A 25,519-nucleotide genomic window follows, 5' to 3' on the forward strand; every position below is an offset into this window, starting at 1 on the left:
GAACCATCCATTTGCCCAACAGCCCCATCCACCCTTTTGCTTCCTTTGCACCCTGCCCATTCTGCACACGCGGCAAACCATGACCTGCAAACACTGGGAGGTGCAGCATGAAAACCTTCCATGCCCTCCTGATGGCAAGCACACTGCTGTTCACAGCCTGTGGCAGCGTTCCAGCACCTTCAAACCCCACCCCTCCTGTGCAGCAAACCGACAGTCCAGTGGTTTACTTTGAACTGGACACCCAGACCGGAAAAGTCACCCCCCTGGGACAGGCTGCTGGAGTGCAGAAACAGACGGTGTACCGTTCCGGGACAGGTTTCAATTTCTCGGTCGCCACAAAAGAGCAGCTGGACGGGGTTTACACCCTGCAATTCACCGTGACCAACGCCACCGGGCAGGACATGGGTGTGGATGGCGAAATCACTGCCACCTTTGTGAACTTCCAGGCCCAGGACGGTGCAGGTGCCAGCGTGCCTGGAGGCGGTGTGGTCAATGCCTCTGGACACCAGGCCCAGACCTACTTCCCTTACATTGCCATCACCAACAGCAAAAACCTGGAAGGCACCAACCCCCTGCCCATCGAACCCACCACCAATTTCAAGTTCACCACCAGCATTCAGGTGCCTGCTCCAGCCACCAAAGCCGTGGTGGGCCTGGTGCTGCGGGCCTCCCAGCAATTCAACACCCTCCCGGTTGCACCCAATGCCTGGCTGACTCCAGCGTATGGCAAATACAGGGACAACATCTTCCAGCAGGGCAGCGAGGAAAAAGCACGCTTCAATGCTCCAGGGTCCCTGACCACCTGCCCGGATGGAACCGTCTACCTCACGGACCTCAATGGCCTGTGGAAACTTGATCACCATCAGGCGGTTCTTGTGCGTACAGGAGCAGCCTTCTCCAACTTCTCCCAACTGGCCTGCAACGAAGACGGTCTGTTCATGACCCAGATGAACCTGAACCGGATCTACAAACTTGATCCTGTCTCTTATGCCCCCACGTCCATTGCTGGCACCGGAGCCGTGGGCTCTGCAGATGGTCCTGGCAACACCGCCACCCTCTATGCTCCTTACCACATGGTGGCTTATGGGACCAGCCTGTACTTCAACGAATACGGCTCCTACAAGATCCGCAAGCTCAGCAAAACCACCACCGGGGATTATCAGGTGACCACCCGCTACGCTTCCACCGAGCAAACCGGAGGCATTGCTGTTGACCCGCAAGGCAACCTGTTTTACAGCACCTTTTATGGACTCTGGCGGCTGGATCCCCAGAGCAACACCCCCGTCAACATCAATTCCCAGACGCTGGGGATTTCCACGCTGCAATGGCACCCCTCAGGGCGTGTGGTCGCGGCAGTGCTGGGCGACAACCGGGTGTACGTCTACACCCCAACCAGCAGTGACCTCACCCGCTCCTGGACCCGCACAGTCCTGGCAGGCAATGGTTCTGTCGCTGATCCCGTGGCTTATGGGACAGCCAGCACTTCACCCCTGTCCTATCCTTATGGCATGACCATCGACCCTTATGGCAACCTGCTGGTGGCCAGTTTCAGTGCCCACCTGATTTACCGGATAGACCGCCTGAGGTGAGACTCAAACAGCCAAAAAACATCCCAAAAAAGACCGTCCCAATTGGGACGGTCTTTGACTTTTGCATTTCAGCTGCTTTACTGCAGGTTATTGCAGGCTGCGAATCACATCTGCCACTTCACCAGCGATCTGCTCGATCTCGGTCTGGTCTGGGCCTTCCACCATCACGCGCACGATAGGTTCGGTGCCACTGGGACGCAGGTTGATGCGCCCTCTGCCAGCAAGTTTGCCCTCTGCTTCTTTCACAGCGGCCTGCACTTCCGGACGCTTGCTGATGCCGTGTTTGTCTGCGCACTTCACATTCAAGAGGGTCTGGGGGAACATCACCAGTTCATCATGCAGGTCATCCAGAGATTTTTTCTGCTGTTTGCTGGCTTTCAGGACTTGCAAGGCGGTCAGGATGCCGTCTCCGGTGGGGCTGATGTCTGTGAACAGCACATGACCGGACTGTTCACCTCCCAGTGTGAGGGCTTTTTCCACCATGCGCTCGTGCACGTAGCGGTCTCCGACAGCGGTGCGCTCCAGGTGGATGCCTTCCTGTTTGAGTTTCACCTCTAAGCCCATGTTGGCCATGATGGTGGTGACCACCCGTTTTTCATTGCGGGCTTTTGCAGTCAGGTACAGGATGTGGTCTCCCTGAATGACGTTGCCTCTGGAATCCACCAGCAGGGCACGGTCTGCGTCTCCATCAAAGGCAATCCCCAGGTCAAAATCCCCTTCTTTGACAATCAGGCGCAGGTGCTCCATGTGGGTGGACCCGCAGTTGCGGTTGATGTTCAGGCCATCTGGTGTGGTGTAAACGGCAAACACATCTGCACCTGCCCGCTGAAACACCCTGGGGGCAATGCGGTAGGCTGCACCGTTGGCACAATCCAGCGCAATCCTCAAACCGTCCATGCGGGGAGCCTGGCTGACCAGATAATCGGTGTACAGGCGTTCTGCTTCCCGGTAATTGGTGACTGCACCCAGTGCAGAACCCGTGATGTCCGATAGGTCGGGATGTTCCCCAATCAGGGCCTCAATTTCCAGCTCCAGAGAATCCGACAGTTTCTCGCCGTTGGCACCAAAGAATTTGATGCCGTTGTCATCGTAGGGATTGTGGCTGGCGCTGATCACCACACCCGCACTGGCTTTCAGGTGGCGCACCAGATAACTCACCCCAGGGGTGGGCATCACAGACACGTGAACCACATTGACCCCACGGGAGGTCAGGCCTGCAGCCAGGGCAGCTTCCAGCATGTCACCTGAGTAACGGGTGTCCTTGCCGATCACCACACTGGGACGTTCAAAATTGCGCTTCAAAACTTCTGCAGCGGCCTGCCCCAATTCCAGCACCCAGCCTGCAGTGAGCGGGGACTTTCCTGCAACCCCTCTGACCCCATCTGTTCCAAAAAACTTGCGTTCACTCATAACGCTAACATTGTACGGGAAATGGTTCAGGATGCCCTGACGCTGGAACACAGGGTTTTGCCCGGCTAAGCAAGCCTGCCCTTCCAGCACGCACTTGCAATACAATCAGGCCACATGTTGAGCCGTGAAACCACTCCTTATCCTTTGAAAGACCAGCCCATCCTGATTGTGGTGGGGGTCACTGGTGTTGGCAAAAGCACCACCCTGGACGAATTGCAGGCCCTGGGTGTGCCGTTCACCCTGCTGCCCAACCGCCGGGAAGTCACCGACGATTTCATTTTTGATGGTGAAGTGATCACCGACCGCAGCGAGCGTTTCAAGCGCACCGCAAAGTTCCGGGAAACCCATCCTGGTGGCATGGGCCAGCTGCTGACCGAACTGTACCTGCAAGAAGCGCCCGGTCACACCCTGATCTTTGATGGCCTGCGTGGCCTGGATGAGGTGCAATACGCCGCCGAGCACTCCAGCAGCCGTTTCATTGTGCTGGATGCCCCTGATCTGGTGCGGGCTTCCCGATTGCTGGGCCGTGGTGACACCTTCGATCAGGTGAAAGTGGAGAACTCAGGCAACACCCTGGATTCCCTGAAGGCCCTGAAAGGGATTGAGCAGGTGTTCTCTGAGGAGGACATCGTGACCCTGTCCCAGCTGGACGCCAGACCCGAGGACATCCTCGCCAAGGTGAAAATCGTGGTGGATGAGCGCCAGAATTACGATCCCAGAGAAGCCAATGCCCACCTGAACAGCCTGGGAGACAGCAAAAGGGTGCTTTACGTGGACACCACCCAATATGGACCTGCAGAAGTGGCAAAACAAGTGAAGGACTGGCTGTGAAGATCCAGAACCTGGAACTGGTGCTGTACCGCCTGCCCATGAAAAGCGCCCTGAAGTGGGGTGCCGTGTCTGCCATGAGCACTGCAGATGCCGCTCTGGTGAGGATCACCCTGGAAGATGGCAGCACTGGAGAGGGCGAAGCGCTGGCCCGTCCCACCATTTACGGCGAAACCCTGCACAGTTTTGTGGGCATTTTTGACCTGCTCAAACCCCGCCTGATCGGGATGGACATTGAAGATGTGGATGGCCTCTGGAAAACCGTCCAAAGTGTGGCCAACAACCACACCATCAAAGGGGCCATCGACAGTGCCCTGTGGGAAGCCCGTTTCAGAAGCAGAGGCCAGGACCTCTTTGCTGAATTGCAGGGACCCCACAAAGCCCTGAAGGTCAGTTTCATTCTGGGCATCACCGACCTGGAAGGCATGCTGCAGGAAGCCCGGGAGGTACACGCCGCAGGGGTGCGGGTGCTGAAGGTCAAGGTGGGCCGGGATTACCAGAAGGATTTGCAGGTGATTCACGCCCTGAAAGCCGAACTCCCGGACATGGACCTTTACGCAGACAGCAATGAGACCCTCACCCCGGATGCTGCCCCCCAGATCCTGCAAGCCATGGGAGAAGCCGGTCTGTTGTGGGTGGAGGAACCCCTGCCTGTGCACCAGACCCGTGCCCGCATGGAGCTGAAAAAGCTGGGCGTGCTGCCCATCATTGCAGACGATTCCTGCTTCACGCTGGGCCAGCTGGAGCGGGAACTGGACCTGGACACCTTCGACATCCTGAACATCAAACCCCCCAGAACGGGCATCACTGGAAGCCTGAAGATGCTGGAACTGGCAAAAGCTGCAGGCAAACGGGTGATGATTGGTTCTCAGGCCGGAAACCTGACCAGCATGCGACACAGTGCCCTGATCGCCAGTCTGGAAGGCGTGGATTGCCCCAGCGAACTGACCTTCTTCCTGAAGCTGGGTGGCGACATCTCCGGGCCAAATCCAGTTTTGCAGGACGGGCACCTGAACCTGCAAGATCTGGCTGGACTCAGACCTGACCCTGAAAAACTGCAGCAATACAGCATCAGGCTCTAAACCCTAATCAAAATCCGCTGGCAAATCTGGATTCCGCAGGTGCTCAAACATCCTGCGGATCTGTTTTTCTGTGATGCGCTCTGTGGACAGGGGGGGCAGGGCATCTTCGCTGAAAAAGCCCACTGCGCTGGTTTCGATGCTGGTCTGGGCCGTGCCTCCCAGCAGTTCACAGTGCACGAAGATCTTGTAGCTGTCCCAGATGGAGTGCGGGTGGTCGTGGCGGTTGCGGTCATAAATGGCCAGCAGTTTCACGGCCCGCACATCAAAACCTGCTTCTTCACGGGTTTCCCGGATTGCCATTTCCGAGGGGCTTTCTCCCTGGTCTGCCCAGCCTCCGGGCAAACTCCAGCCTCCATCGGTCATTTCCTGAACCAGCAAGATCTGCTCATCTTTGAAAACCACAGCCCGCACATCAATTTTGGGGGTGGGATACCCTGCTTCGGCTTTGAGAAAAGCAAGCAGTTCTTCTGCAGGACGGTCTGTGTACGGGGCCAGCATTTCTGCGGCCATTTCCTGCAAGCGCTGGTAACGCTGGGTGTCGAAAACGTTGTTGGAATAGGCAAGCCCGGCCTGGGCAAGCCCGAGGATTTCTCTGGCCCACTGGAGTCGTGACATGCACCCAGCATACCTGCAGGAATCCCAGATTCATGCAATCAAGATGTCACAATCCGTCCGTTTGCTGGCAGTTTATGCCCTGAAAATCCCAACACACACGCAGTATTCTGATGGCATGAAAACAGCACTGTTGGTCATTGATGTGCAGGATTCCTTCAAAGCCCTCCCCCGCTGGCAGAAACGCAGCAATCCCCAGTTCGAGGAGAACCTTTCCCATCTGATTCTGGAATTCCGGGCACAGGGACATGAAATCATCTGGATCACCCACCAGGAATTTGACAGTCCCGACAACCCCTTCCACCCCGAGCACCCTGCTTACCGCCTGATGGACTTTGTGGAGCGCAAACCTGGAGAGGTGCTGTTCGAGAAAAGCACCCGCAATTCCTTCACCTCGACCGGCCTGCAGCAGTACCTCACCCAGAAGGGCATTGGGCATCTGGTCATCACGGGCATCCAGACCGAGCAGTGCTGTGAAACCACCACCCGTGTGGCAGGAGACTTCGGGTACCGGGTGTCTTTTGTGACCGAGGCCACCCAGACCTTCCCCATCAAGCACTGGGCCAGAGATGAGCACATCAGCACCGACGAGATCATCAAGGCCACTGAGTACCATCTGGCGGGCCGCTTCGCCACCATTCACACCGTAGACAGCCTGCTGGGGCAGCTCCAGACCGGCAAAGAACCCGTCCTGCTGTAAACTCAGTCATGCCCAGGGTTGCTTTCTTGATTCTTGAGGGGGTCCATCTGCTGGACCTGGCCGGGCCAGTGCAGGTGTTCTCCGAGGCTGAAGAGCTGGGGGCCGACTACAAACTGATCCACTGTTCTGTGAAACCCACGGTGAAAAGCGCCCAGGGGATCACCCTTGCTGATCTTGCTCCGCTCCCAGATTTGCTGCCTGGAGATTTGCTGCTGGTGGCGGGCTGCAAGGTGGGGGGCAACCTGAGAACCATGCCCTGCCCTCCCGATGAGGTGATTCACTGGCTGCAGGAACACCACCGCAGGGGAATCAGCATCACCTCGGTGTGTTCTGGGGCGGGGGTGCTGGGGTACGCTGGCCTGTTGCAAGGCCGCAAATGCACCACCCACCACATGCTGACGGACCAACTTCAGGAGATGTTTCCAAAAGCAAAAGTGCAGGACAACCGCCTGTATGTCACAGATGGGAACATCACCACCAGTGCCGGAATTGCTTCTGGCATGGACATGGCACTGCATTTCATCGAGCAGCAGCATGGGGCCATTTTTGCCGCGAAACTGGCCCGTGGGATGGTGGTGTACCACCGCAGGCAGGGCATGGATTTGCAGGACAGCCTGTACATGCAATACCGTGCCCACCTGCACAGCGGGGTGCACCGGGTGCAGGACTACCTGATCGAGCATGCCCATGAACAGGTGCCCCTCTCGAACCTGGCGCAACTGGCCCACCTGAGCCCCAGGCACCTGACGCGTGAATTCAAGGAGCATACGGGCCTCACACCTTTGCAATACCAGCAACGTCTGAGGCTGGAAAAAGCCCGTCAGCTCATGCAGAACCGCAACCTGACCGTGGAGCGCATTTCGGAGATGTGTGGATTTGAAGATGCCCGCCACTTCCGCAGGCTGTACCGGGAGTTGCTGGGGGTCAGTCCCAGAGAAGCCCGTGCCCTGCAGAGTTAGCAGGCCGTTCCAATTGTGAATTTCTTTGCATCTCCAGCTGCTTTTTCCAGTCAGTCTGAAACCCGGGTCCATCAGGACCCGTAAAAACAGTCAACCTCCAGCCTCCAGATGGAACTCACTCACACCCTCTCTGGAAAACACAGCTGGAGGAATGGCTCTACAGGGGGTTTGGATGTTTGAATGGATGGGCAGTTCTGAAATGTGGATCGCGTTTGCGACCCTCACCCTGCTGGAGATTGTGCTGGGGATCGACAACATCATTTTCATTTCGATCCTCAGTGGCAAGCTTCCGGCAGAACAGCAGGCACGGGCACGCACCACAGGTCTGCTGCTGGCGATGGGAACCCGCTTGCTGCTGCTGCTGTCGCTGGCCTGGATCATTCGCCTGACCGCACCACTTTTCACGGTTTTTGGCCAGGAGATCAGCGGTCGGGATCTGATCCTGATTGTCGGGGGTCTCTTTTTGCTGTACAAAGCCACCCGTGAAATTCACGAGAAGCTGGAAGGCCAGGACCATGAGGGGGTCAGCAAAGCCCCACCCAACTTCAGTGCGGTGATCGGGCAGATCCTGCTGGTGGACATTGTCTTCTCGCTGGACAGTGTGATCACGGCCGTGGGCATGGTAGACAACATCTGGGTGATGGTGTCCTCGGTGGTGGTCACGGTGGCCATCATGCTGTTTGCTGCTGGCCCCATCAGCAGTTTTGTGAACCGACACCCCACCGTGAAGATGCTGGCCCTGTCTTTCCTGCTGCTGATTGGAATGACCCTGGTGGCCGAAGGGGTGGGCTTCCATGTGCCCAAGGGCTACATTTACTTTGCCATGGGTTTTGCAGTGCTGGTGGAACTCCTCAACATTCGCACCCGCAAAGGAAAAGGCAAAAAGGTGCAGTTCAACGAACCCCAGACCGACAACCCCTGATCTGGGCATCACCTGACCCTGAGCTTTGGCTCAGGGTTTTTCTGTGTTTTCTTCTCTGGTCTCTTTGTGGTGCTTTTGCTGCAGGGCAGACCAGCGTTCCCGCACCCTGGATTCCCAGCCTTCTCCGGTGGGCTGATAGAACTGGGTGTCCAGCAGTTCATCTGGAAGGTAGGTCTGGGCAAAAGAACCTTCTGGATCATCAAAATAGTAAGCGTATCCTCTGCCATACCCCTGAGACTTCATCAGGCCTGTGACGGCATTTCTGAGGTGCAGGGGGATGGGGTGCTGGCGGTCTTCTTCGGCCATGCGCAGAACCTCGCCCCAGGCCTTGTAAACGCTGTTGGATTTGGGGGCCAGCGCCAGATACACCACAGCCTGGGCCAGGGCCAGATCCCCTTCCGGGCTTCCCAGCAGGTGCATGGCTTGCTGGGCACTCATGGCCAGCTTTAAAGCGTTGGGATCTGCCAGTCCGATGTCCTCTGCGGCCATGCGCACAATGCGGCGGGCAATGTAGATGGGATCTGCGCCACCTGCAACCATGCGGGCCAGCCAGTAAAGGGCACCATCCACATGGGAGGCGCGCACGCTCTTGTGCAAGGCAGAGATCAGGTTGTAGAAGTCCTCCCCCTGCTTGTCCATGCTGGGCACATGGGTGCCAAACGCTTCTTTGATGGCTTCCGGGGTGATGGGGTTGGCAATGCTGGAAGCCACTTCCAGTGCCCCCAGAGACCGTCGGGCATCTCCGTCTGCCAGTTGAATCAGCAGTTCCCGGCCTTCAGGGGTCAGGGTGACGCCAGCAAGTCCTTTGGGATCGGTCAGGGCACGGTCAATGAGTCCAGAGATGTCCTCATCGGTGAGGGGCTTTAAAACCAGCGTTCTGGCCCTTGAGCGCAAAGCTGGGTTCACCTCAAAGCTGGGGTTCTCGGTGGTGGCCCCGATCAGGGTCAGCAGTCCACTTTCCACATGGGGAAGCAACGCGTCCTGCTGGGCCTTGTTGAAACGGTGAATCTCGTCCAGAAAGAGCACGGTGCGTTCTCCTCTGGCGCGGCGGCCCTGGGCCACCTCCACCGCTTCTCGCACGTCCTTGATCCCGGCCGTCACTGCAGAAAGCTGAATGAAATGGGCCTTGGCGGTTCTGGAAATCAGGCGGGCCAGCGTGGTCTTCCCCACTCCAGGAGGTCCCCACAAAATCAGGGAGCTAAGAAATCCCCCTTCCAGCATGCGTCTGAGTGGTTTTCCTGGGGCCAGCAGGTGTTTCTGTCCATACACCTCGTCCAGGTTGGTGGGCCTCAGGCGTTCTGCAAGGGGGGGCGTGGGTTCAAAGAGGGTCACAAGCCCATTTTAAGTGTCCCTGTGAGCAGATAAAGCATTTTACTTACAGATTGTGGGCTTCCCATTTCATGGACAACAAAAAGCCCTGTCCGGTCTGGACAGGGCTTTGAGACATTTTGCTTTATGCAACAAGGTTGCGCAGCATGTTTTCCGGAATTTCCACGGTGATGGCTCCCCGCAGGTAAAGGTCATGGGTGGCCTGTCTGCCACAAATTTGCTCGAAGCGTTCCAGACTGACCACGCTCTGCCCTTCGGGGGTGTCAATGTATAGGCGGTTGGAGGTTCCTGGCACCCAGCGGGCGCTGCATGTGGACATGGTGGCTCTTTTCATGGGGTCCTCCTGAATTAGAAAACGAAATGCACCCTGCAGGGTTCCTTTTGGGGAAGAAGCTTGACAGGGAAAGAGAAAGGTTCGGACAGTTGTCTAACTTATCTTGATGATATGTTTAACTTCCGGGACTGTCAAATCTGGAACCGATCCCATTGTGAATTTGCTCTAAAAGTTCAGGAATTCTAAATTTTACTTGACAGTTTTATGAAAATTACCCTGAAATCCCGCTGAGAACGCCAAAAAAGTCACAGGTCTTTTTATGAAGACCTGTGAAAAATTCCACACAAACTTTGCTGTTTTTTCCCGAAAGGGAGAATTCCTGGAATGTCTCAGGGAAAACCCCAGAGCTTGTTAAATGTGTGACTCTTTACAATTTTACTCGACTTTGAACAGCGGCAGGTGCCCCAGGGCGATCACATCGTCCCGTTCATCCCCTTCGGTGAAGACGGTCAGCACCGCCACCACCTCACCACCCACCTCGGCAATGATCCTGGACAGGCTGATCAGGGTGCCTCCAGTGGAGACCACATCGTCCACAATGGCAATCTTCTTGCCTTTCAGGCTCCCCACATCCAGGCCGTCCAGCACCAGGGTCTGGGGTTTTCCGGTGGTGATGGAGACCACTTCACGGACCACGGGGTTGATCATGTAAGGCTTCTGGGTTTTGCGCACCACCACGTAGGGTTTGCCGCACTCCCGGCTCACCACATGGGCCAGGGTGAGGGCTTTGACCTCGGGGGTCACCAGCACATCCACCTCTCTGGGAAGCTTTGCAGCCAGGGCGATGCCTGCTGCCTCGGTCACCTCGGTGTCTCCGAGCATGTTGAACAGGGCCACACTCAGACCGGGGGCCAGTTCCACGATGGGAAGCTCCCGACTGACGCCACCAATGTTGACAGGATAGGTTTTCACAACCTGTTATTTTAAACGTTTCAGGCGGTCAATGCATCAGGGGCAGAGCAATCAGCGGTCAGCGATCAGCAAAAAGCTTTCTGGAATGCTCTGTCTGGGTGTCCAGAAAAGATCAGAATCCATATTTTTGCTGGTCGTCCAGGCTGCGCTGGATGATGCTTTGTGTTTTTTGCTGTCAGAGTCATGCAATACCGCAAGACCTATACTGGGTTCAAGAGCATTTCCATTGTTTCACACAGGGAAAACCATACTCCCAGAAAAGGAAGCCACACCATGTTGCCCCGCTTCAAAACCACCTCCACAGAGCCCCAACAGGATGCCTCTCGCAGGCCCACCTACCTGCTGGTGATGGGTCTGGTGGTGCTGGTGGGATGGTTTTTCTCTGTGGTGGTGCTGGATGCGGTGCCCCTGATCCACTGGATTGTGAATGGAGCTTTCGGCCTTCTGACGGTGCTGACCCTGCTGCTGGCTTTTGTTCCGGGCACACTGGCGGTTTTTGAGGTGGGTGTGACTCTGGTGATCAATTTTGGGATGCTCTCCACGGTGGTGGTGGGCCTGCTGGACCATCCCAGAACGTATGACCCGCTGGAATACGTGATGCTGGTCCCCATGGCTTACCTTGCTGCTTTCTCTTTCCTGGGGGTATGGCGGGGCACCCTGGTGTGCTTCTCGGTTTTTGTGGCCACAGTGGTGATCACCCTGAGGCATTACCTCCCCATTCTGGACCACCTGACAGATCCAGAAGCGCAGGCTTTCCGCATCCTGCAACTGCATTACATTGCCAGCATCGTGGAAATTGGCGGTCTGTATGGCCTCACCACCTTTCTGGAACGGCAAACCCGCGCCAGAGTGCAGGCAGAGGCCACTGCCAGATTCGCTTTCATTGACCCCCTGACCGGACTGGGCAACCGCAGGCGCTTTCAGCAGGTGCTGGAAGGCACCCTGAAACACGCCCAGCACGACGGGACCGGATTTGCCCTGATGTTTGTGGACCTGGACCACTTCAAGCAGGTGAACGACCTGCACGGGCACCAGGCCGGAGATGCCCTGTTGCAACAGATTTCCAGCCGCCTGGCCCAGAGCATTCGCCAGACGGATTTGCTGGCCCGCATCAGTGGAGATGAATTCGCCATTGTGGCAGATGGCATTTCCGAGGCCAGAACCGCCACAGCTCTGGCAGACAAGCTGATCGCTGCTCTTGCTGCAGAATTTGCCCTTGCAGATCTCAAATTAAAAGCCTCAGCCAGCATCGGAATCAGCCTGTATCCCCAGCATGGGGAAACCGCACAGGAATTGCTGGCCCATGCAGATCAGGCCATGTACCTCAGCAAATCCAGAGGGCGGCACGGATACACCCTGTATGGAACCGAACAGATTGTGCCCTGTTGAAGCTTTTATGCTTACTGCAGCAGGTCTTTTTGCGCACTCCAACCCACCCGGCATGTGACACAATTGGTGGGTATGTTGTTTTTATTGCGTTTGATCCATGAAAATGCCAGCGACCTGGGCTACCTTCTGCACAAGCATCCAGCAAAAGTGCAGCAGTTCTCTCTGCCTTTTGGGGAGAGCACCGTGTTTTACCCCGAGGTCTCTGATGAGAGCACCACCGCCTGTTTGCTGGTCAATGTCGACCCCATTTACCTGTCCCGTTTGCGGGCCGGAGACGTGGGCAGGCCACTGGAACCTTATGTCAATGACCGACCTTATACAGCAAACAGTTTTTTAAGTGTGGCTTTAGGGGATGCTTTTCGCACCGCCATGACCGGCCGCAGCCAGCACAGGCCCGAACTGGCCGCCCAGGCTTTGCAGCTTGAAATTGAAATCCCGGTATTGAAGTGCAACAGCGGTCTGGATCTGATGCAGAGGATTTTTGAACCTCTGGGCTACACCATCGAGGCCCAGCAACTCCCACTGGATGAACAATTCCCAGATTGGGGTCCCAGCCCTTATTTTCATGCAAAATTCCGGGTGCAGGCAAGGGTGCAGGATGTGCTGCGGCATTTTTATGTGCTGCTTCCAGTGCTGGACAACGCCAAGCACTATTTCATCAGCATGGATGAAATTGAAAAACTGCTGCGCAACGGAGAAGGCTGGCTGGAACAGCATCCAGAGCGGGAATTGATTTTAAAGCGTTACCTGAAGTACCGCCAGAACCTGATCCGCAAAGCAGCCCTGCAATTTGAAACCGAAGAGGAAGAGGAAAACCCCATTCAGGAAACCCCTGAGCAAAAAGAGAAACGCATCTCCCTGAACCAGCAGCGCCTCACTGCAGCCACCGAAGCCCTGGTGTCCAGTGGGACAAAAACCGTGCTGGACCTGGGGTGTGGCGAGGGGAATTTGCTCAGGCATCTGGTCAAGCATCCCTTTCAACGCATTGTGGCCGTGGATGCCTCGATCCGTCCTCTGGAACTGGCAAAAGAGAAATTTGCTGGCAAATCCATCGAGTTCATGCATTCTTCCATCACCTATCTGGATGACCGCCTGACCGGGTTTGATGCTGCTGCCCTCATCGAGGTGATCGAGCACCTGGATCCCGAGCGCATTCAGGCCATGGAGCGCAGCGTGTTCGGGCACATGAAACCCCGCACCGTGGTGGTGACCACACCCAATGTGGAGTACAACGTGCTCTTTGAGGAGATGACCGGACTGCGCCACCGGGACCACCGTTTTGAATGGACCCGTGCAGAATTTCAGAACTGGGCCAGCAAGGTGGCTGAAACCTATGGTTACCAGACTGAATTCCGCACGGTGGGCGATGTGCATGAACTTTACGGCTCTCCCACCCAGCTTGCCCTTTTCACCCGAACCCCCAGGAGCAAAGCATGAACATCCAGATTCCAGAACTCTGTCTGGTGGCCCTGATCGGGGCTTCCAGCAGTGGAAAAAGCACGTTTGCAAAGCAGCACTTCAAACCCACTGAAATTTTATCCAGCGATTATTTCCGTGCCCTCCTGACCGACGACGAAAACAACCTGGAGATCACCAGAGAGGCTTTTGAGCTGCTGCACCATGTGGCCAGAAAGCGTCTGCTGGCTGGCAAACTCACGGTCATCGATGCCACCAGTTTGCAGAAAGATGCCCGTGCACAGATCCTCAGGACCGCAAAAGAAACCGATGTGCTGACCGTGGCCCTGGTGCTGGACATCCCAGAAGAAACCCTGATGGAGCGGCACCACGCCCGACCAGACCGTGAATTTCCGGTGTCGGTGATTCGCAAGCACGCTTACCAGCTCAAGAACAGTCTGCGTTCCCTGGAAAAAGAGGGGTTTCGCCAGATCCACGTGCTGAAACCTGAAGACTTGCAGACCCTGACCCTAGAGCGCAAGCCGCTTTACAACAACCTCAAGCACCTGACTGGTCCTTTTGATTTTGTTGGGGATGTGCACGGCTGTTTTGCAGAGTTGCGGGAACTGCTGATCAAACTGGGGTATGTGGTCACGGAAGATCTGCAGGCCCACCACCCGGAAGGCAGAACCGCTGTCTTTGTGGGAGACCTCGTGGACCGTGGTCCAGACAGCGTGGGTGTGCTCAGGCTGGTCATGAACATGGTGAAGGCCGGAACCGCCCTGTGCGTGATGGGCAACCACGATGAAAAACTGAAAAAGCACCTGTCTGGCAAGCGGGTGCAGGTCAGGCATGGTCTGGAGCAAACTGCAGAACAACTGGCCGCCACCTCCCACGAATTCCACCAGGAGGTCAGCCGATTTCTGGAGGGCCTGATCAGCCATTACGTGCTGGATCAGGGCAATCTGGTGGTGGCCCACGCGGGCCTGATCGAGCGCTACCACGGCAGAACCTCTGCACGGGTGCGGGAATTCTGCCTGTACGGAGAAACCACCGGAGAAAGCGACGAGGAAGGCCTGCCCATCCGCCTGGACTGGGCCAAGGATTACCGGGGCAAGGCCCGGGTCATTTACGGTCACGTGCCCGTGCAAAAAGCCCAGTGGGTCAACAACACCATCGACCTGGACACCGGTTGTGTGTTCGGGGGGAAACTGACCGCCCTGCAGTACCCTGAGCTCACGCTGGCGGAAGTTGCAGCACACAAGGAATACTGCGAGCCAGGCACCAAACTGAAGAACCTGCTGAACGCCCAGCAAGCTGCAGACCACACCCTGCGCTGGCAGGACTTTGCCCGTGAGAAATTCATCGAAACCGCTGTGGGCACCGTGCGCATCCATGAAGCCAACAACATCGCTGCACTCGAAACCGCCAGCCGTTTCGCACTGGATCCCAGGTGGCTGATTTTCCTGCCTCCCACGGTCTCCCCGAGCCACACCAGTGAACGCCCGGATTTGCTGGAACACCCGGAAGACGCCTTCAGGTATTACCAGAAGCAGGGCCTCTCCCAGGTGGTCTGCGAGGAGAAGCACATGGGTTCCCGTGCCATTGCCGTGGTGTGCAGAAACAGCGATGTGGCCCGCACCCGTTTCGGCATGACCACGGAAAGCCTGGGGGTGGTGTATTCCCGCACAGGCCGCGCCTTCTTCAACGATGAGCAGATCGAGAAAGCGCTGCTGGAACGCCTGAGTGCAGCCCTGGAACGTGCAGGTTTCTGGGAGGAATTCCAGACCAACTGGGTGTGCCTGGACGGTGAGCTGTTGCCCTGGTCCTTCAAGGCCCTCTCCTTGCTGAAAGAGCAGTATGCCTCCACAGGCAGTGCAGCCACCCACGCCCTGCAGACGGCTGTGCAGTTGCTGCAAAAACACCCGGATGCCACAGCAGTCCTGCAAAATGCACAGGAAAGGCTCAGCAACCTGACCGATTACGTGCAGGCTTACCAGAATTACTGCCAGAAAGTGGATTCCCTGGAAGACCTGAAGTTTGCTCCCTTCCACCTGCTTGCCACCGAAGGCCAGGTGCACAGCGACAAAACCCACCTCTGGCACATGGAAACCCTGGAACGCCTGAGCACTTTTGATCCTCTGCTGGCTGCAACCCCGTATCAGGTGGTGGATTTACACAGCGAGGAAAGCATCCAGCAGGGCATCCAGTGGTGGGAAACCCTGACCCGAAGTGGCAAAGAAGGCATGGTGGTGAAACCCATGCAGTTCGTCCCGGACCGCAGGACCCAGCCTGCCCTGAAAATCCGTGGACGGGAATACCTGCGGATCATTTACGGCCCGGAGTACACCCAGCATCTGGACCGTCTCAGGGGCCGCGCTCTGGGAGCCAAACGGGAACGCGCCACCCGCGAGTTTCATCTGGGTCTGGAAGCCTTAAACCGCTTTGTGACCCACCAGCCGCTCTGGAAAATTCACGAATGCATTCTGGGGGTGCTGGCGCTGGAAACCGAGGGCATTGACCCGAGGCTTTAAACCCATTCAAAAACTTACCCCTGCTGTTCTGGCAGGGGTTTTTTGCGTTTTCTGAAAGGGATCATTCGGGCTGGCTTACTGGCTGTCCCGCACTCCAGCCGTCACCGCACCCAGTGCCATGTAAATCCCACCCGACACATACTTCTGTCTTTTCATGAAAACCGGGTTGCTTTGCAGGCGCTTGCCCAGCCAGCCAGACAGCAGTGCAACGATGCTGTCGCTGGTGACCCCCAGAACCACAAAAATTCCACCCAGCAGCAGGATCTGGTTCAGCACCGGACCGGCCTGTGGGTGCACAAACTGGGGCAGGAACGCCACGAAGAACAGTGCGGTTTTGGGGTTCAGAGCATTCACAATGATGCCCTGGGTGAAGATCCTGGAGAGCTTTTCTCTGGGAACCTCGGGGTTCTGCTGGGACTCAGAGCGATCCAGCATGGTGCGGATGCCCAGGTAAATCAGGTAGCCTGCCCCCAGAACCTTCACCACAGTGAAAGCCACAGCGGAAGACAGCAGCAAAGCGGAAAGGCCTGCCGCTGCAGCCAGAATGTGCACCAGACTGCCCACGGCAATCCCCAGCGCCGAAACCAGTCCAGCACGCTTGCCCTGTTGCACACTGCGGGCCACGATGTACAGCACTGCAGGGCCGGGAATGGCCAGCAAGGCCAGCGCAGAAAGCATGAAAATCAGCAAGGTGGAAGTTTCGATCATGGGGTCTCCTCTATCAAGAAATCCACAAACGTGTGGAGGTTGTCAAGCATAGATCTCTGGCTTTCTGCCTTTTGCCTGCTCTCAGAGCATTGTTCAGGCGGTTTAATTGGCCACCACCTTCTGTCCTCTGCTTTGAGCTTCTTGCCCTCGGCCCTCGGCACTCAGCGCTCAGTATCTTTGCCTTCTGCTTTCTGCCTTATGCCTTCTGCTGAAATCAGGTGTGAAGAACGCCCAGAGGCACCCGCATCTCGGTTTCGGTGAGGCCGCCATGGTTGCCCAGCCAGCCTTTGAGCTGGTGGGTGTCTGGGTGATAATTCCAGTTGAGTTCGGTGCCTGATCGGGCGTGGGCCAGCAGGTCTCCGGTGCGGTCCAGAAAGCTGAGCTCTGCAGGGTCTCCTCCGAAATACCCCTCTTCCCAGAGCTGGGTTGTGGGGACCACATCGGCCCACTGGGAAAGCAAATCTTGCACCTCCTGGGCATGTCCGGGTTTCACATGCACATAGCGGGCCACCTTCTCCCCGGAAACCGGGCGCACCAGATGGGGTTGCAAGTCAGGTTGCTGGTCCAGCCACACGTTCTGCACAATGCTTTTGTGTCCATGGTCTGCAGTCAGCAGGAACGTGGTGTTGTCCGGGAGTCTTCTGATGGTGCGCTGTAAAATCCCGTCCAGACCCAGCATTTCGTCGCTGGCCTCCTGACTTTCGGGGTTGAAGCGGTGGCACATGTCATCAAAATGGGGGTAATACACCACCACATAATTGGAGTGCTGCAAGGCAGCAGACACCAGTGTAGGAATGGTGTTGGGTGTGAAGTAAAAGCCTTCCTGATGTGCCCCTTCATGGTGCCAGCCACTCAGAAAAGAGCCCAGAAAAGCGGCTGGAAAAATGACTGTGCTTTTGACCCCCACGCTCTGCAACTGGCGGTACACAGAGCGCGTTTTTCGCATGAACCCCACATTCACAACCTGGCGGGTGAATTCATCCCTCTGGTGCACCAGATTGACGATGCTGCCCAGTTCTGGAAGCCACAGGCACCCGGAGAGCCACCCGGTTCTGGCTGGAGGTGCCCCCATGTGCAGGGTGGTCAGGGCAGCCATGGTGGCACTGGGGAACACGCTGGTGAGGGTCCTGTGCTCCGAAAAATGCTGCAGGATGGTGGTGTCCTGCTGCTGGGTGTGCCTGAGAATCTGCTGCTGTCCCAGACCATCTGCAATGAACAGCACCACTTTTTTCTGAAAGGGGATGGGGTCCCTGAGGGGTGCATCTGGAGGGTTCAAACCGAAATGCTGCTGGATGCTGCTGATCAAATTGAGAATGCTGCCCCCCAGCAAATCCGGCCTGAGGGTGTTTGAAAGCAGGGTCATGCGCTTCATTCTAGCGGGAGCGCATGCAAAAACCATTTCCTATTCTTCGTATTGAAAAATGTCCTCGATGTTCAGGCTGAACACCCTGGCGATCTTGAACGCCAGCGGCAAACTGGGATCGTATTTCCCGGTCTCCAGGGCGTTGATGGTCTGCCGGGAGGTGTCCAGCATGATGGCCAGATCGGCCTGGGTGAGGTTGCGTTCTGCACGTAAAACCTTGATGCGGTTTTTCATGTTCTGGATTGCACCCCCATGCTGACAATGAAGGTGAGTGTGCCCAGTGCCCAGCCGGTCCAGACGGGCAACATCGGAAGCTTTCCAGCCTGTTGCAGGGGATACCAGGCCATGGTGACCAGCATCACCACCACAAAAGCCAGGGCTGCAGCTTTCAGGAGCCGGATTCTGCCGTATTCATCGTTGGTGAGGTACACCCGGTAAGCCCAAAAGAACAGCATGAACGGAAAAGCCGTTCGGATGCCCACCGTGACCCCGTGCAGAAAACCATGCGTTCCAGTCTGCGGGCCGGTGCGGTCCATCAACATGGAAATCAGGACGGTCAGGGCTGCAATGATGATGCCCGAGCGCAGCATGATCTGCAGGACTTTTCTGACCCGTTCTTCCCGGTTCATTCTCGCTCCGTTCTGGACTGGAAAGCCATGGCGAGCCCATAAGCGGCAGACCCCACGGTCCAGATCACCCACAGGGGAAGACCGGGCCAGCGCAGGGCCATTTGCAAAGGGAAGTAGACCATGCTGAGGCCCATCACCACCATGAAACCCACAGCCACAGCTTTGAGGGTCATGACCCTGCCGAATTCGTCCATGACCTGATATCCACGGTAAGCCATCACGATCAGGGAGATGGGAAGCACCACCATCAAACCCGTGCCCATTCCTCTCAGGTAAGCAGGGGATGGCGAGTCAGGGGCAAAAATCAGGATGAGGCTGCCCAGAACCGCAATCACAATGGCGGTGATGGCTCCCCTGAACATGGTTTTCCGTATGCGGCTGTCGCGTTCCATTGGTGCCCCCATCTGCAAACCGTCTGAACTCATCTTAGGGATTTTTCAGGAAATGTCAAGTTCACTTTACATTTCCGTTTTCCCTGCAGCAGCTAAGCCAGATGGACATCACCTTTAAGCATGCGTTGTAGGCCAAATTGAAGCGCTTTATTTGAATTTGTCAAGTGGGAACGGGCACATGGAAGGCAACTGGCAGGCTGCATAATGCTTTACAGAACCGCGTCATACGTATAACCCCAGAGCGCGGAAGGAGAACACCATGGACCTGTCTGCCTCTGCCAAATTCAGAAACCCACTGTTTAACGCACTGAAAAACCTGCTGAATCAGCCCATCTTGCCCGCTGCCAGCACCCCGGAACTTCCCAGCATGGACCTGTCCCACCTGCCCATCCCGGGCCTCAACACCCACCTGAGAAACGGCTACCAGCTGGAAACCGTGCTCTTTGAAGGTGCAGGCAGCTCCGGGCGCTACACCCGTTACGCTGTGGAGTTTCACAGCCACACTGGCAAACCCTTCACCACCGAACTCACCCGCGAATGGCCCACCCACACCGTGGTGGTTGGCGCAAAAGTGCAGTACATGGACCCCGAGAAACTCAAGCCCAGAAACGGCACGGTCCTGAGGATCGGCAAAGTGGACCCGGACGGCACCCGTTACATGGTGGAAAGCAAAGCCACCCCACAACTGATTGCGCTGGCCTTGCAGGGAGATCCGGTTTCCCAGCAGAAGTACCTGAAAGCCCTTCCCTGGAAGAAAATCTGATCCGGTCACCTGATCCCATCGAAGGAAAAAACCAACCCCCAACAGGCACCTGAACCTCTGCCTCCTGTTGGGGGTGTGCTGTATTGGGGTCAAGAGCTTTCTAAGCAAAACCTCCTATAGAATGTTGTCCATGCTCATTTACCAGATTCAAGGCAGCTTAGACGAACTCGATGACCAGCTCCCCGCCCTGTGGGACGCTGGCTGCACCGGAATGCAGGAATTGAATGGCAGTGTACAGGCTTATTTTGAACAGCGCGTCGAGGTTCCCCTGACCGGAGAATGGATCGTCGCAGATGACACCGACTGGCTGGAAAAGTGGAAAGCCGACCTCAAACCCGTCACTGTGGGGCAGATCACCGTGGTCCCCACCTGGTTGCAGGAAGAAGCCCCCAAAGACAGCATCCCCCTGATCATCGACCCGGGAATGGCCTTCGGAACCGGACACCACACCACCACCCAGTTCGCCATCAAAGCCCTGCAAAGTCTGGACATGCCCGGCAAGAAAGTGCTGGATGTGGGTGCAGGCACCGGACTGCTGGCCCTGGTGGCAGGCAAGCTTGGGGCACACGCCAGCGGCGTGGACCTCGACCCGATCACCGTGCCCATTGCCAGAGAAAATGCCGAAATCAACGGTCTGAACGTGCCTTTTTACCAGGGTGTGCTCTCCGATGTGCTGGACCAGGGACCCTGGGATGTGCTGGTCTGCAACCTGTTCGCAGAACTGCACGACGCTCTGATGGGCGAATACCTGGAAGCCCTGATTCCCGCAGGAGACCTGATCATGACCGGCATCCTGCTGGACCGCATGCATCTGGTGCACACCGCCCTGGAACGGGAAGGCTTCACGCTGGTCAGCAGTGAAACCGAAGGGGAATGGGCGCTGATCCTGGCAAAAAGCCCGGCATGAAAACCTTCGAGAAACGCTTCAAAGTGGAGACCCTGTCAGACACCATCGAACTGAGCGGTCCAGAGGTTCAGCACATGCGGGTGCTGCGCCTGAAAAACGGCGATGAAGTGCACCTCTTTGATGGTTCTGGCTGGGAGGCCCGCGCCCGCATTGAGGAGATGGACACCTTCACGGCCACCCTGGTGGTGCTGGAAAAATTTCAGAACGATCTGGAACTGCCAAAGCCCATCACCCTGGCCCTGGCCCTTTTAAAAGGCGACAAGCTGGCCGATGTGGTGCGGGCCTGCACCGAACTGGGGGTCAGCCGTTTTCAGCTTTTAAAGACCCAGTACGCCGATGTGCCCGACCTGGGCGACAACAAACTGGTTCGCCTGAAACGCATTGCCGAAGAAGCCAGCAAACAATCCAGGCGGGCCGTGGTCCCGGAAGTGCTCTCCCCCATCACCCTCAAGCAGTTGCCCAGCGTGACAAAAGGTTTTGTGGCCCATCCACACACCCAGAGCACCCTGCTGGAACACCTGACCTGGGACAGTGAGGTCTGGTTCGCCACTGGCCCAGAAGGGGGTTTCAGCGCAGCCGAAATCGAGCTTTTGCAGCACAAAAATTTCCTGCCCATCACCCTGGGAAAACGCATCCTGCGGGCCGAAACTGCACCCATCGCCCTGCTGGGAGCGCTGGCAAGCACGGGGGTCTGACATGAAAAACCTTCACCTCAAAGTGCCACTTCTGCTGGTTTGCACAGTGCTGCTCTCGGGCTGCACTTTCATTTCTTTTCCGCTGATCCCCGATCCCGTTTCTGTGGAGCTTCCCGTGCTTCCCAGAACCGAAGGGCTGGTTCTGCAAGACAAAACCCTGCTCCTGAAAGTCAGCATCCCTTCTGGAGAAGGCTACCTGGGCGTGATCTGGTACCAGCAGGACAAAGAGCTGGGACGGGAAAGCGTCTACATTGACGAAAAAATCCCGGAAGTGACCTTCAAACAGGAAGCCGACCCAGCCAAACCTTACCGGGTGGTGTTGCTGTACCAGAAGAGGATCATCCGGCAGTATGAATACGTGCCTCCACAACCCGCAAAAACCGAGGATGACCCCAAAACAGACCCTGAACCTGACAAAACAGTTCCCGCCACAGAAGCCCCACCCACAGACCCTACAGACCCACCCACAGATCCACCCTCAGACCCAGCACCAACCGATCCCACTGGCCCCTCAGACACACCCCAGGAACCTCCTCAAGATGGAAGCCCTTAAAGCATTTGAGGCGCTGGTGGAATGGGAAAAAGGCACCACCACCCGCTACCGTTACGAAGAGGGACAGGTGGTGTTTTACCGTGAGGATCCCAGGGCTGCACCCTGCAACTACGGTTGCATTCCGGGTCTGATGAACCCAGCAGACGATGCCGAAGTGGATGTGATCTGGCTGGATGGGCCTCTGCCTGTGGGCTGGAAAGGCAGCATTGAGGTCAGTGGTTTGCTGTTTTTGCTGGACCAGGACCACAAGGTGCTGACCGGAGATTTGAGGCACGTGCAGCCTGTGCTGGACTGGTTTCCTTCAGAAAGAGGAGCCAGGGTGCTTCCTGCAGAGGAGGCTTTACACTGGCTCAATGCCTTGAAGCTTGCACCACCATCACATGGCTCTGGGCAGTGAGCGGATCTCCTGAAAAAGACCCTGAAAATTGTGCCTCCAGACCCACAGAATCCAGCATCCATTCCAGTTCATAACGGGTGAAATAGCGCTGGGTGAGGGTGTGGTGTTCCCGCCTGAGCAGTCCCGCATTGTCTGTGGTGTCCACAAGGTACTGGGTGGTGGCCAGTTGTTTGACCTGATCGATGCGCTGCATCACAAAAACATCCCGTCTGAATTCTGGGGTGATGAAGGTCTCCCCTTCGTGGCGCAAAACCCCTTCCAGCCCAAAATTTGGCACGTACACATCGAAAGCCAGGGTGCCTGATGGAGCGAGGTGCTTGCTGATGCATTGCAGGGCTTTTTTCTGGTCCTGGGGGGTGTAGAGGTGCATCAGGGCATTGAAGGGGGCAATGACCAGGTCGAAGGTGTCGTGCAAATCAAACTGGCGCATGTCTCCTTCCACCCACTGCACTTCCACTCCTTCTTGCTGGGCGTAACTGCGGGCATGGTCCAGCATTTTGGCGCTGAGCTCCAGAGCAGTCACTTCCAGCCCTCTGCGGGCCAGGGGGATGGTCACCCGGCCACTGCCTGCACCCAGTTCCAGCACTTTGCCCCCCACCCGTTCAGCGAGTCGGGCATAAAAATGGATGTCGTCGTAATAACCAGCGTATTGCTGCTGGTAAAGGTCTGCCAGAGGGTTGTAATCCATGAAGGGTTTTCCGTCAGACCTTTTGCTGTTCGCGTTTTTTGGTTTTCTTGCCGTAGCGTTCCAGCAGGGTGTCCCGATCAATGTAAATCAGGCGGGCGGTGTTGTTTTTCCACTGTCCGGTGTACACAAAACGGATCAGATTGAATCCGAAGTACAGGAAGGGGTTTCCTTTGCTCTGCGGCAAATCTGCGTACTGGAAGCCCAGTTCTTCCCCGATTTTGTCCATCAGGCTCAGGCCAAAGAAAATCTGGATGTTGCGGTATTTGGGATTGTTCTCAATTTCTTTTGCCAGGTCCTGCATGGATCGCCGCACCATTTTCAGGGCAGAGAATTTGTTGTGCCGGGCCACTTTGACCATGCGGCGGTTGTGCAGGTGCAGTTCGCCCTGCATGGAGTTGTGCTCCACAATCTCACCGCTGCCCAGCATGATGCTCTCTCCGGGAAAGGCGGCCAGCCCAATGCGGTACAGACCGTGTGCAGGCCGGGTGAGGGGATCAATGCCATGTGAGCGGTCATACACCCGGTCATACCAGGCCAGCAGCCTTTCCCAGGTGCTCTTGATGGTTCCGGTCCGGAGGCCCTGCAACTGGGCGAGGGGTTTGCAGCTGTACCCATAGGTTTTGAGGTCCTGCAGGAGGTTGGGCAGCATCTCAATGACTTTTTCAGAACCCCAGCGGGCATCGTGCAGCAAGACCACAGCTCCAAAGTCCAGTTCATCTAAAATGCGTTCCCGCACGTCTTCGCTGCTGACCTGCTGCAACCATTCTCCTGCAGCAATGGTCCAGTGCACGGGTTTGAGGTTCAGGGCTTTTTCGGCCCAGATGGTGCCCCAGGTGTACACCCCATGCGGAGGACGGAAATGCTCGGGTTTTTGACCCAGCACCCTTTCATAGACGGCCACGGCTTTTTGCAAATCTGCTTTGACCTGCCAGGGCAAGCGCAGCAGGTGGTTCACATGCCTGTAACCGTGCAGAGCCACTTCATGGCCTTCTTCCAGCACCTGACGGGCCAGTTCGGGGTGTTTCTCAATCTGGCTTCCCAGCATGAAAAAAGTGGCCTTGACATTGCGTTCACGCAGGATCTCCAGCACCTTTGGGGTGGTCTCGGGGTCCGGACCATCATCGAAAGTGAGGGCCACTTCCGGCACGGCACTGTCCCCTTCCCTGAGCACCCGATGGTTGAAGGTGCGTTTGATCAGCATGGGAACGCCAAAAATGGCAGCAAGAAACAGCAATGACGTGAACAGTGCAGGTTTTTTACTTTTCATGAGACCCTCCGGATCAATCGCCAGCCCACCAGGGTGAAAAAGACATTTGCAAACCACAGGCCAACCTCGGGGGGAATCAGACCAGCACTGGCAAAAGCCCGACCGAGCAGCAACGTCAAATAGTACACTACCACGATCAACACGGAAACCCCCAGGGACACCCCGGTCCCTCTGCCATAGCGGATGGCCAGGGGCATGCTGATCAGGGCCAGCACCAGGTTGGCAAAGGGAATGGCCAGTTTGCCGTGCAGTTCCATGCGGGCGCTGTACTGGTCGGCAGCAGTGATCACTTTGCCGTTCTGACCGGCGTAATGGGCACCGTAAGCCGTGGTCCACAGGGTGCTGATGGAAGTGGTCTCGGCAGCAAAACCATCTGCAAAGCGGGCAATGGTTTCATTGCGGGAAATTCCGGTTTTGATGGTCAGCACAGCATCCTTTTTCTCAGGGATGTTGCTACTGAACACGTCTGGAACCCGTTCGGCAAGCTGCTCGGGGGTCACATCCTGCAACTGCTGGATGGCCGGGAAATCCACTGCATACCCCTGAAATCCCACCAGCGACAGGTTGAACCCATCAAATTTGCCGGTCTCTGCGAAATACACCCGGGCCTGTTTGTCTGCCCAGGACACCAGACGCAGGTTTTGCATGGTGTCTGTGTTGGAATCGTAGCCTTCAAAGAACACTTCCAGACCGTTTCCCAGCGCCAGGGTGGTGCCTTTCAGGCGGCCCAGGCCCTGGGGGGTCGAGGGCAAATCCTCGTACCACATGGTTCGGGCTTCCAGGTTGGCTCTGGGGGCCACATACTCACTGACCACCAGGCTGCTCAGGGACACGATGGTGGCGACCAGCACCACAGGTTTGGAAATCCATGCAAAAGAAATTCCACCACTTTGCATGGCAATGATTTCCCGTTCGGTGTTCATGCGGCCAAACGCCAGCACGGTCATCAGCACCACGGCCATCGGGGCGACCTTCACGAAGCTGTCGGGAATTTGCATGCCCAGCCACTTGAGGATCTTGATCAATCCGACCCCATCGAGGTACTGGGAACCCACAAAGAAGTAACCGAACAGGATCACTGCGGTGTAAAGCACGAGCCCCAGAAGGAGGGGGGGCAGAATTTCTGCATAGATGTAATTCCTGAGACGCATGTTTGAGGTAC

General features: G+C 56.6%; 27 protein-coding genes. 14 read left to right on the top strand and 13 right to left on the bottom strand.

Annotation, left to right across the window (positions count from 1 at the left end; translation table 11 throughout):
- The first annotated feature begins 107 nt into the window (after positions 1 to 107).
- The gene (locus tag IEY52_RS00765) at positions 108 to 1,589 is read left to right on the top strand and encodes a Vgb family protein (protein ID WP_188998346.1); all 1,482 of its coding nucleotides are present in this window, start codon (positions 108 to 110) and stop codon (positions 1,587 to 1,589) included.
- Positions 1,590 to 1,676: 87 nt separating this feature from the next.
- On the opposite strand, the gene glmM is transcribed toward IEY52_RS00765, so the two are convergent.
- The gene (gene glmM / locus IEY52_RS00770; RefSeq protein WP_188998349.1) at positions 1,677 to 2,999 is read right to left on the bottom strand and encodes a phosphoglucosamine mutase; all 1,323 of its coding nucleotides are present in this window, start codon (positions 2,997 to 2,999) and stop codon (positions 1,677 to 1,679) included.
- 114 nt (positions 3,000 to 3,113) lie between these two features.
- Here glmM and IEY52_RS00775 point away from each other — a divergent pair, with 114 nt between their 5' ends.
- Together IEY52_RS00775 and IEY52_RS00780 are read left to right on the top strand one after the other, a co-directional pair.
- Complete coding sequence (locus IEY52_RS00775) at positions 3,114 to 3,830, top strand: ATP-binding protein (RefSeq protein ID WP_188998352.1); 717 nt, start codon at positions 3,114 to 3,116, stop codon at positions 3,828 to 3,830.
- Positions 3,827 to 4,909, top strand: coding sequence for a mandelate racemase/muconate lactonizing enzyme family protein (locus IEY52_RS00780; RefSeq protein WP_229684591.1), 1,083 nt, complete (start codon positions 3,827 to 3,829; stop codon positions 4,907 to 4,909). The genes IEY52_RS00775 and IEY52_RS00780 overlap by 4 nt, the downstream gene beginning before the upstream one ends.
- A 3-nt stretch (positions 4,910 to 4,912) precedes the next feature.
- Here IEY52_RS00780 and IEY52_RS00785 read toward each other — a convergent pair whose 3' ends face one another.
- Entirely contained in the window at positions 4,913 to 5,524 is a 612-nt protein-coding gene (locus IEY52_RS00785; RefSeq protein ID WP_188998354.1) for an NUDIX hydrolase, read from the bottom strand.
- A 115-nt stretch (positions 5,525 to 5,639) separates the two neighbouring features.
- Between IEY52_RS00785 and IEY52_RS00790 the strand changes: the two genes are divergently transcribed.
- The 3 genes from IEY52_RS00790 to IEY52_RS00800 all read left to right on the top strand — a co-directional run bounded on the left by IEY52_RS00790 (position 5,640) and on the right by IEY52_RS00800 (position 8,102).
- A complete protein-coding gene (locus IEY52_RS00790; RefSeq protein WP_188998355.1) occupies positions 5,640 to 6,221 on the top strand; it encodes an isochorismatase family protein in 582 nt (193 codons plus the stop codon).
- 8 nt (positions 6,222 to 6,229) lie between these two features.
- Positions 6,230 to 7,180, top strand: coding sequence for a GlxA family transcriptional regulator (locus IEY52_RS00795; protein ID WP_188998357.1), 951 nt, complete (start codon positions 6,230 to 6,232; stop codon positions 7,178 to 7,180).
- A gap of 172 nt (positions 7,181 to 7,352) precedes the next feature.
- Positions 7,353 to 8,102, top strand: a complete 750-nt coding sequence (locus tag IEY52_RS00800) for a TerC family protein (RefSeq protein WP_188998358.1) — start codon at positions 7,353 to 7,355, stop codon at positions 8,100 to 8,102.
- Positions 8,103 to 8,132: 30 nt separating this feature from the next.
- Here the strand turns inward: IEY52_RS00800 and IEY52_RS00805 are convergent, their stop codons facing one another.
- The 3 genes from IEY52_RS00805 to IEY52_RS00815 form a co-directional block, all read right to left on the bottom strand.
- Positions 8,133 to 9,434: a replication-associated recombination protein A gene (locus IEY52_RS00805; protein WP_188998361.1), complete on the bottom strand. Its 1,302-nt coding sequence runs from the start codon at positions 9,432 to 9,434 to the stop codon at positions 8,133 to 8,135.
- Between the two features lie 121 nt (positions 9,435 to 9,555).
- Entirely contained in the window at positions 9,556 to 9,765 is a 210-nt protein-coding gene (locus tag IEY52_RS00810) for a hypothetical protein (RefSeq protein WP_188998364.1), read from the bottom strand.
- A gap of 375 nt (positions 9,766 to 10,140) precedes the next feature.
- Positions 10,141 to 10,677: a phosphoribosyltransferase family protein gene (locus IEY52_RS00815; protein WP_188998365.1), complete on the bottom strand. Its 537-nt coding sequence runs from the start codon at positions 10,675 to 10,677 to the stop codon at positions 10,141 to 10,143.
- A gap of 273 nt (positions 10,678 to 10,950) precedes the next feature.
- Here IEY52_RS00815 and IEY52_RS00820 point away from each other — a divergent pair, with 273 nt between their 5' ends.
- The 3 genes from IEY52_RS00820 to IEY52_RS00830 all read left to right on the top strand — a co-directional run bounded on the left by IEY52_RS00820 (position 10,951) and on the right by IEY52_RS00830 (position 15,995).
- Positions 10,951 to 12,066 (top strand): GGDEF domain-containing protein, encoded by a 1,116-nt coding sequence (locus IEY52_RS00820; RefSeq protein WP_188998368.1) that lies wholly within the window; start codon positions 10,951 to 10,953, stop codon positions 12,064 to 12,066.
- A 72-nt stretch (positions 12,067 to 12,138) separates the two neighbouring features.
- Complete coding sequence (locus tag IEY52_RS00825; RefSeq protein ID WP_188998370.1) at positions 12,139 to 13,503, top strand: 3' terminal RNA ribose 2'-O-methyltransferase Hen1; 1,365 nt, start codon at positions 12,139 to 12,141, stop codon at positions 13,501 to 13,503.
- Positions 13,500 to 15,995 carry a polynucleotide kinase-phosphatase gene (locus tag IEY52_RS00830; protein WP_188998373.1) on the top strand — a complete coding sequence of 832 codons (2,496 nt, stop codon included), beginning with the start codon at positions 13,500 to 13,502 and terminating at the stop codon, positions 15,993 to 15,995. Before IEY52_RS00825 ends, IEY52_RS00830 begins: the two co-directional genes overlap by 4 nt.
- Positions 15,996 to 16,070: 75 nt before the next feature.
- Here IEY52_RS00830 and IEY52_RS00835 read toward each other — a convergent pair whose 3' ends face one another.
- The 5 genes from IEY52_RS00835 to IEY52_RS00855 form a co-directional block, all read right to left on the bottom strand.
- Complete coding sequence (locus tag IEY52_RS00835) at positions 16,071 to 16,703, bottom strand: LysE family translocator (protein WP_188998376.1); 633 nt, start codon at positions 16,701 to 16,703, stop codon at positions 16,071 to 16,073.
- 214 nt (positions 16,704 to 16,917) lie between these two features.
- Positions 16,918 to 18,066 carry an alkaline phosphatase family protein gene (locus IEY52_RS00840; RefSeq protein WP_188998379.1) on the bottom strand — a complete coding sequence of 383 codons (1,149 nt, stop codon included), beginning with the start codon at positions 18,064 to 18,066 and terminating at the stop codon, positions 16,918 to 16,920.
- Positions 18,067 to 18,105: 39 nt separating this feature from the next.
- Positions 18,106 to 18,300: a helix-turn-helix transcriptional regulator gene (locus IEY52_RS00845; RefSeq protein WP_188998382.1), complete on the bottom strand. Its 195-nt coding sequence runs from the start codon at positions 18,298 to 18,300 to the stop codon at positions 18,106 to 18,108.
- A complete protein-coding gene (locus IEY52_RS00850; protein WP_188998385.1) occupies positions 18,297 to 18,695 on the bottom strand; it encodes a hypothetical protein in 399 nt (132 codons plus the stop codon). Before IEY52_RS00850 ends, IEY52_RS00845 begins: the two co-directional genes overlap by 4 nt.
- On the bottom strand, positions 18,692 to 19,087 hold the full coding sequence (locus IEY52_RS00855; protein WP_188998389.1) for a hypothetical protein: 396 nt from the start codon (positions 19,085 to 19,087) through the stop codon (positions 18,692 to 18,694). Before IEY52_RS00855 ends, IEY52_RS00850 begins: the two co-directional genes overlap by 4 nt.
- Positions 19,088 to 19,346: 259 nt before the next feature.
- Between IEY52_RS00855 and IEY52_RS00860 the strand changes: the two genes are divergently transcribed.
- The 5 genes from IEY52_RS00860 (at position 19,347) to IEY52_RS00880 (ending at position 22,402) form a co-directional block, all read left to right on the top strand.
- Positions 19,347 to 19,850 (top strand): hypothetical protein, encoded by a 504-nt coding sequence (locus tag IEY52_RS00860; protein ID WP_188998392.1) that lies wholly within the window; start codon positions 19,347 to 19,349, stop codon positions 19,848 to 19,850.
- A gap of 130 nt (positions 19,851 to 19,980) precedes the next feature.
- Positions 19,981 to 20,757 carry a 50S ribosomal protein L11 methyltransferase gene (locus IEY52_RS00865; protein WP_188998395.1) on the top strand — a complete coding sequence of 259 codons (777 nt, stop codon included), beginning with the start codon at positions 19,981 to 19,983 and terminating at the stop codon, positions 20,755 to 20,757.
- Complete coding sequence (locus tag IEY52_RS00870) at positions 20,754 to 21,452, top strand: 16S rRNA (uracil(1498)-N(3))-methyltransferase (RefSeq protein WP_188998398.1); 699 nt, start codon at positions 20,754 to 20,756, stop codon at positions 21,450 to 21,452. Before IEY52_RS00865 ends, IEY52_RS00870 begins: the two co-directional genes overlap by 4 nt.
- Before the next feature lies 1 nt (position 21,453).
- On the top strand, positions 21,454 to 22,005 hold the full coding sequence (locus tag IEY52_RS00875; RefSeq protein ID WP_188999601.1) for a hypothetical protein: 552 nt from the start codon (positions 21,454 to 21,456) through the stop codon (positions 22,003 to 22,005).
- Positions 21,992 to 22,402: an inorganic pyrophosphatase gene (locus tag IEY52_RS00880; protein ID WP_188998401.1), complete on the top strand. Its 411-nt coding sequence runs from the start codon at positions 21,992 to 21,994 to the stop codon at positions 22,400 to 22,402. The genes IEY52_RS00875 and IEY52_RS00880 overlap by 14 nt, the downstream gene beginning before the upstream one ends.
- Here the strand turns inward: IEY52_RS00880 and IEY52_RS00885 are convergent.
- The 3 genes from IEY52_RS00885 to IEY52_RS00895 are packed head-to-tail and all read right to left on the bottom strand — an operon-like array spanning position 22,356 to position 25,508.
- The gene (locus IEY52_RS00885; protein ID WP_188998403.1) at positions 22,356 to 23,090 is read right to left on the bottom strand and encodes a class I SAM-dependent methyltransferase; all 735 of its coding nucleotides are present in this window, start codon (positions 23,088 to 23,090) and stop codon (positions 22,356 to 22,358) included. The genes IEY52_RS00880 and IEY52_RS00885 overlap by 47 nt on opposite strands.
- 13 nt (positions 23,091 to 23,103) lie before the next feature.
- Positions 23,104 to 24,357, bottom strand: coding sequence for a polysaccharide deacetylase family protein (locus tag IEY52_RS00890; RefSeq protein WP_188998406.1), 1,254 nt, complete (start codon positions 24,355 to 24,357; stop codon positions 23,104 to 23,106).
- Positions 24,354 to 25,508, bottom strand: a complete 1,155-nt coding sequence (locus IEY52_RS00895; protein WP_188998409.1) for an LptF/LptG family permease — start codon at positions 25,506 to 25,508, stop codon at positions 24,354 to 24,356. The genes IEY52_RS00890 and IEY52_RS00895 overlap by 4 nt, the downstream gene beginning before the upstream one ends.
- Between the last annotated feature and the right edge of the window lie 11 nt (positions 25,509 to 25,519).

The organism is Deinococcus roseus, assembly GCF_014646895.1.
In the GTDB taxonomy this organism is placed as follows: Bacteria; Deinococcota; Deinococci; order Deinococcales; family Deinococcaceae; genus Deinococcus_C; species Deinococcus_C roseus.

Coding starts and splice junctions, on each gene's coding strand:
- IEY52_RS00765 (WP_188998346.1), top strand. CDS start 108: ATGAAAACCTTCCATGCCCTCCTGATGGCAAGCACACTGCTGTTCACA.
- glmM (WP_188998349.1), bottom strand. CDS start 2,999: ATGAGTGAACGCAAGTTTTTTGGAACAGATGGGGTCAGAGGGGTTGCA.
- IEY52_RS00775 (WP_188998352.1), top strand. CDS start 3,114: ATGTTGAGCCGTGAAACCACTCCTTATCCTTTGAAAGACCAGCCCATC.
- IEY52_RS00785 (WP_188998354.1), bottom strand. CDS start 5,524: ATGTCACGACTCCAGTGGGCCAGAGAAATCCTCGGGCTTGCCCAGGCC.
- IEY52_RS00790 (WP_188998355.1), top strand. CDS start 5,640: ATGAAAACAGCACTGTTGGTCATTGATGTGCAGGATTCCTTCAAAGCC.
- IEY52_RS00795 (WP_188998357.1), top strand. CDS start 6,230: ATGCCCAGGGTTGCTTTCTTGATTCTTGAGGGGGTCCATCTGCTGGAC.
- IEY52_RS00800 (WP_188998358.1), top strand. CDS start 7,353: ATGTTTGAATGGATGGGCAGTTCTGAAATGTGGATCGCGTTTGCGACC.
- IEY52_RS00810 (WP_188998364.1), bottom strand. CDS start 9,765: ATGAAAAGAGCCACCATGTCCACATGCAGCGCCCGCTGGGTGCCAGGA.
- IEY52_RS00820 (WP_188998368.1), top strand. CDS start 10,951: ATGTTGCCCCGCTTCAAAACCACCTCCACAGAGCCCCAACAGGATGCC.
- IEY52_RS00825 (WP_188998370.1), top strand. CDS start 12,139: ATGTTGTTTTTATTGCGTTTGATCCATGAAAATGCCAGCGACCTGGGC.
- IEY52_RS00830 (WP_188998373.1), top strand. CDS start 13,500: ATGAACATCCAGATTCCAGAACTCTGTCTGGTGGCCCTGATCGGGGCT.
- IEY52_RS00835 (WP_188998376.1), bottom strand. CDS start 16,703: ATGATCGAAACTTCCACCTTGCTGATTTTCATGCTTTCTGCGCTGGCC.
- IEY52_RS00840 (WP_188998379.1), bottom strand. CDS start 18,066: ATGACCCTGCTTTCAAACACCCTCAGGCCGGATTTGCTGGGGGGCAGC.
- IEY52_RS00845 (WP_188998382.1), bottom strand. CDS start 18,300: ATGAAAAACCGCATCAAGGTTTTACGTGCAGAACGCAACCTCACCCAG.
- IEY52_RS00850 (WP_188998385.1), bottom strand. CDS start 18,695: ATGAACCGGGAAGAACGGGTCAGAAAAGTCCTGCAGATCATGCTGCGC.
- IEY52_RS00855 (WP_188998389.1), bottom strand. CDS start 19,087: ATGGAACGCGACAGCCGCATACGGAAAACCATGTTCAGGGGAGCCATC.
- IEY52_RS00860 (WP_188998392.1), top strand. CDS start 19,347: ATGGACCTGTCTGCCTCTGCCAAATTCAGAAACCCACTGTTTAACGCA.
- IEY52_RS00865 (WP_188998395.1), top strand. CDS start 19,981: ATGCTCATTTACCAGATTCAAGGCAGCTTAGACGAACTCGATGACCAG.
- IEY52_RS00870 (WP_188998398.1), top strand. CDS start 20,754: ATGAAAACCTTCGAGAAACGCTTCAAAGTGGAGACCCTGTCAGACACC.
- IEY52_RS00875 (WP_188999601.1), top strand. CDS start 21,454: ATGAAAAACCTTCACCTCAAAGTGCCACTTCTGCTGGTTTGCACAGTG.
- IEY52_RS00880 (WP_188998401.1), top strand. CDS start 21,992: ATGGAAGCCCTTAAAGCATTTGAGGCGCTGGTGGAATGGGAAAAAGGC.
- IEY52_RS00885 (WP_188998403.1), bottom strand. CDS start 23,090: ATGGATTACAACCCTCTGGCAGACCTTTACCAGCAGCAATACGCTGGT.
- IEY52_RS00890 (WP_188998406.1), bottom strand. CDS start 24,357: ATGAAAAGTAAAAAACCTGCACTGTTCACGTCATTGCTGTTTCTTGCT.
- IEY52_RS00895 (WP_188998409.1), bottom strand. CDS start 25,508: ATGCGTCTCAGGAATTACATCTATGCAGAAATTCTGCCCCCCCTCCTT.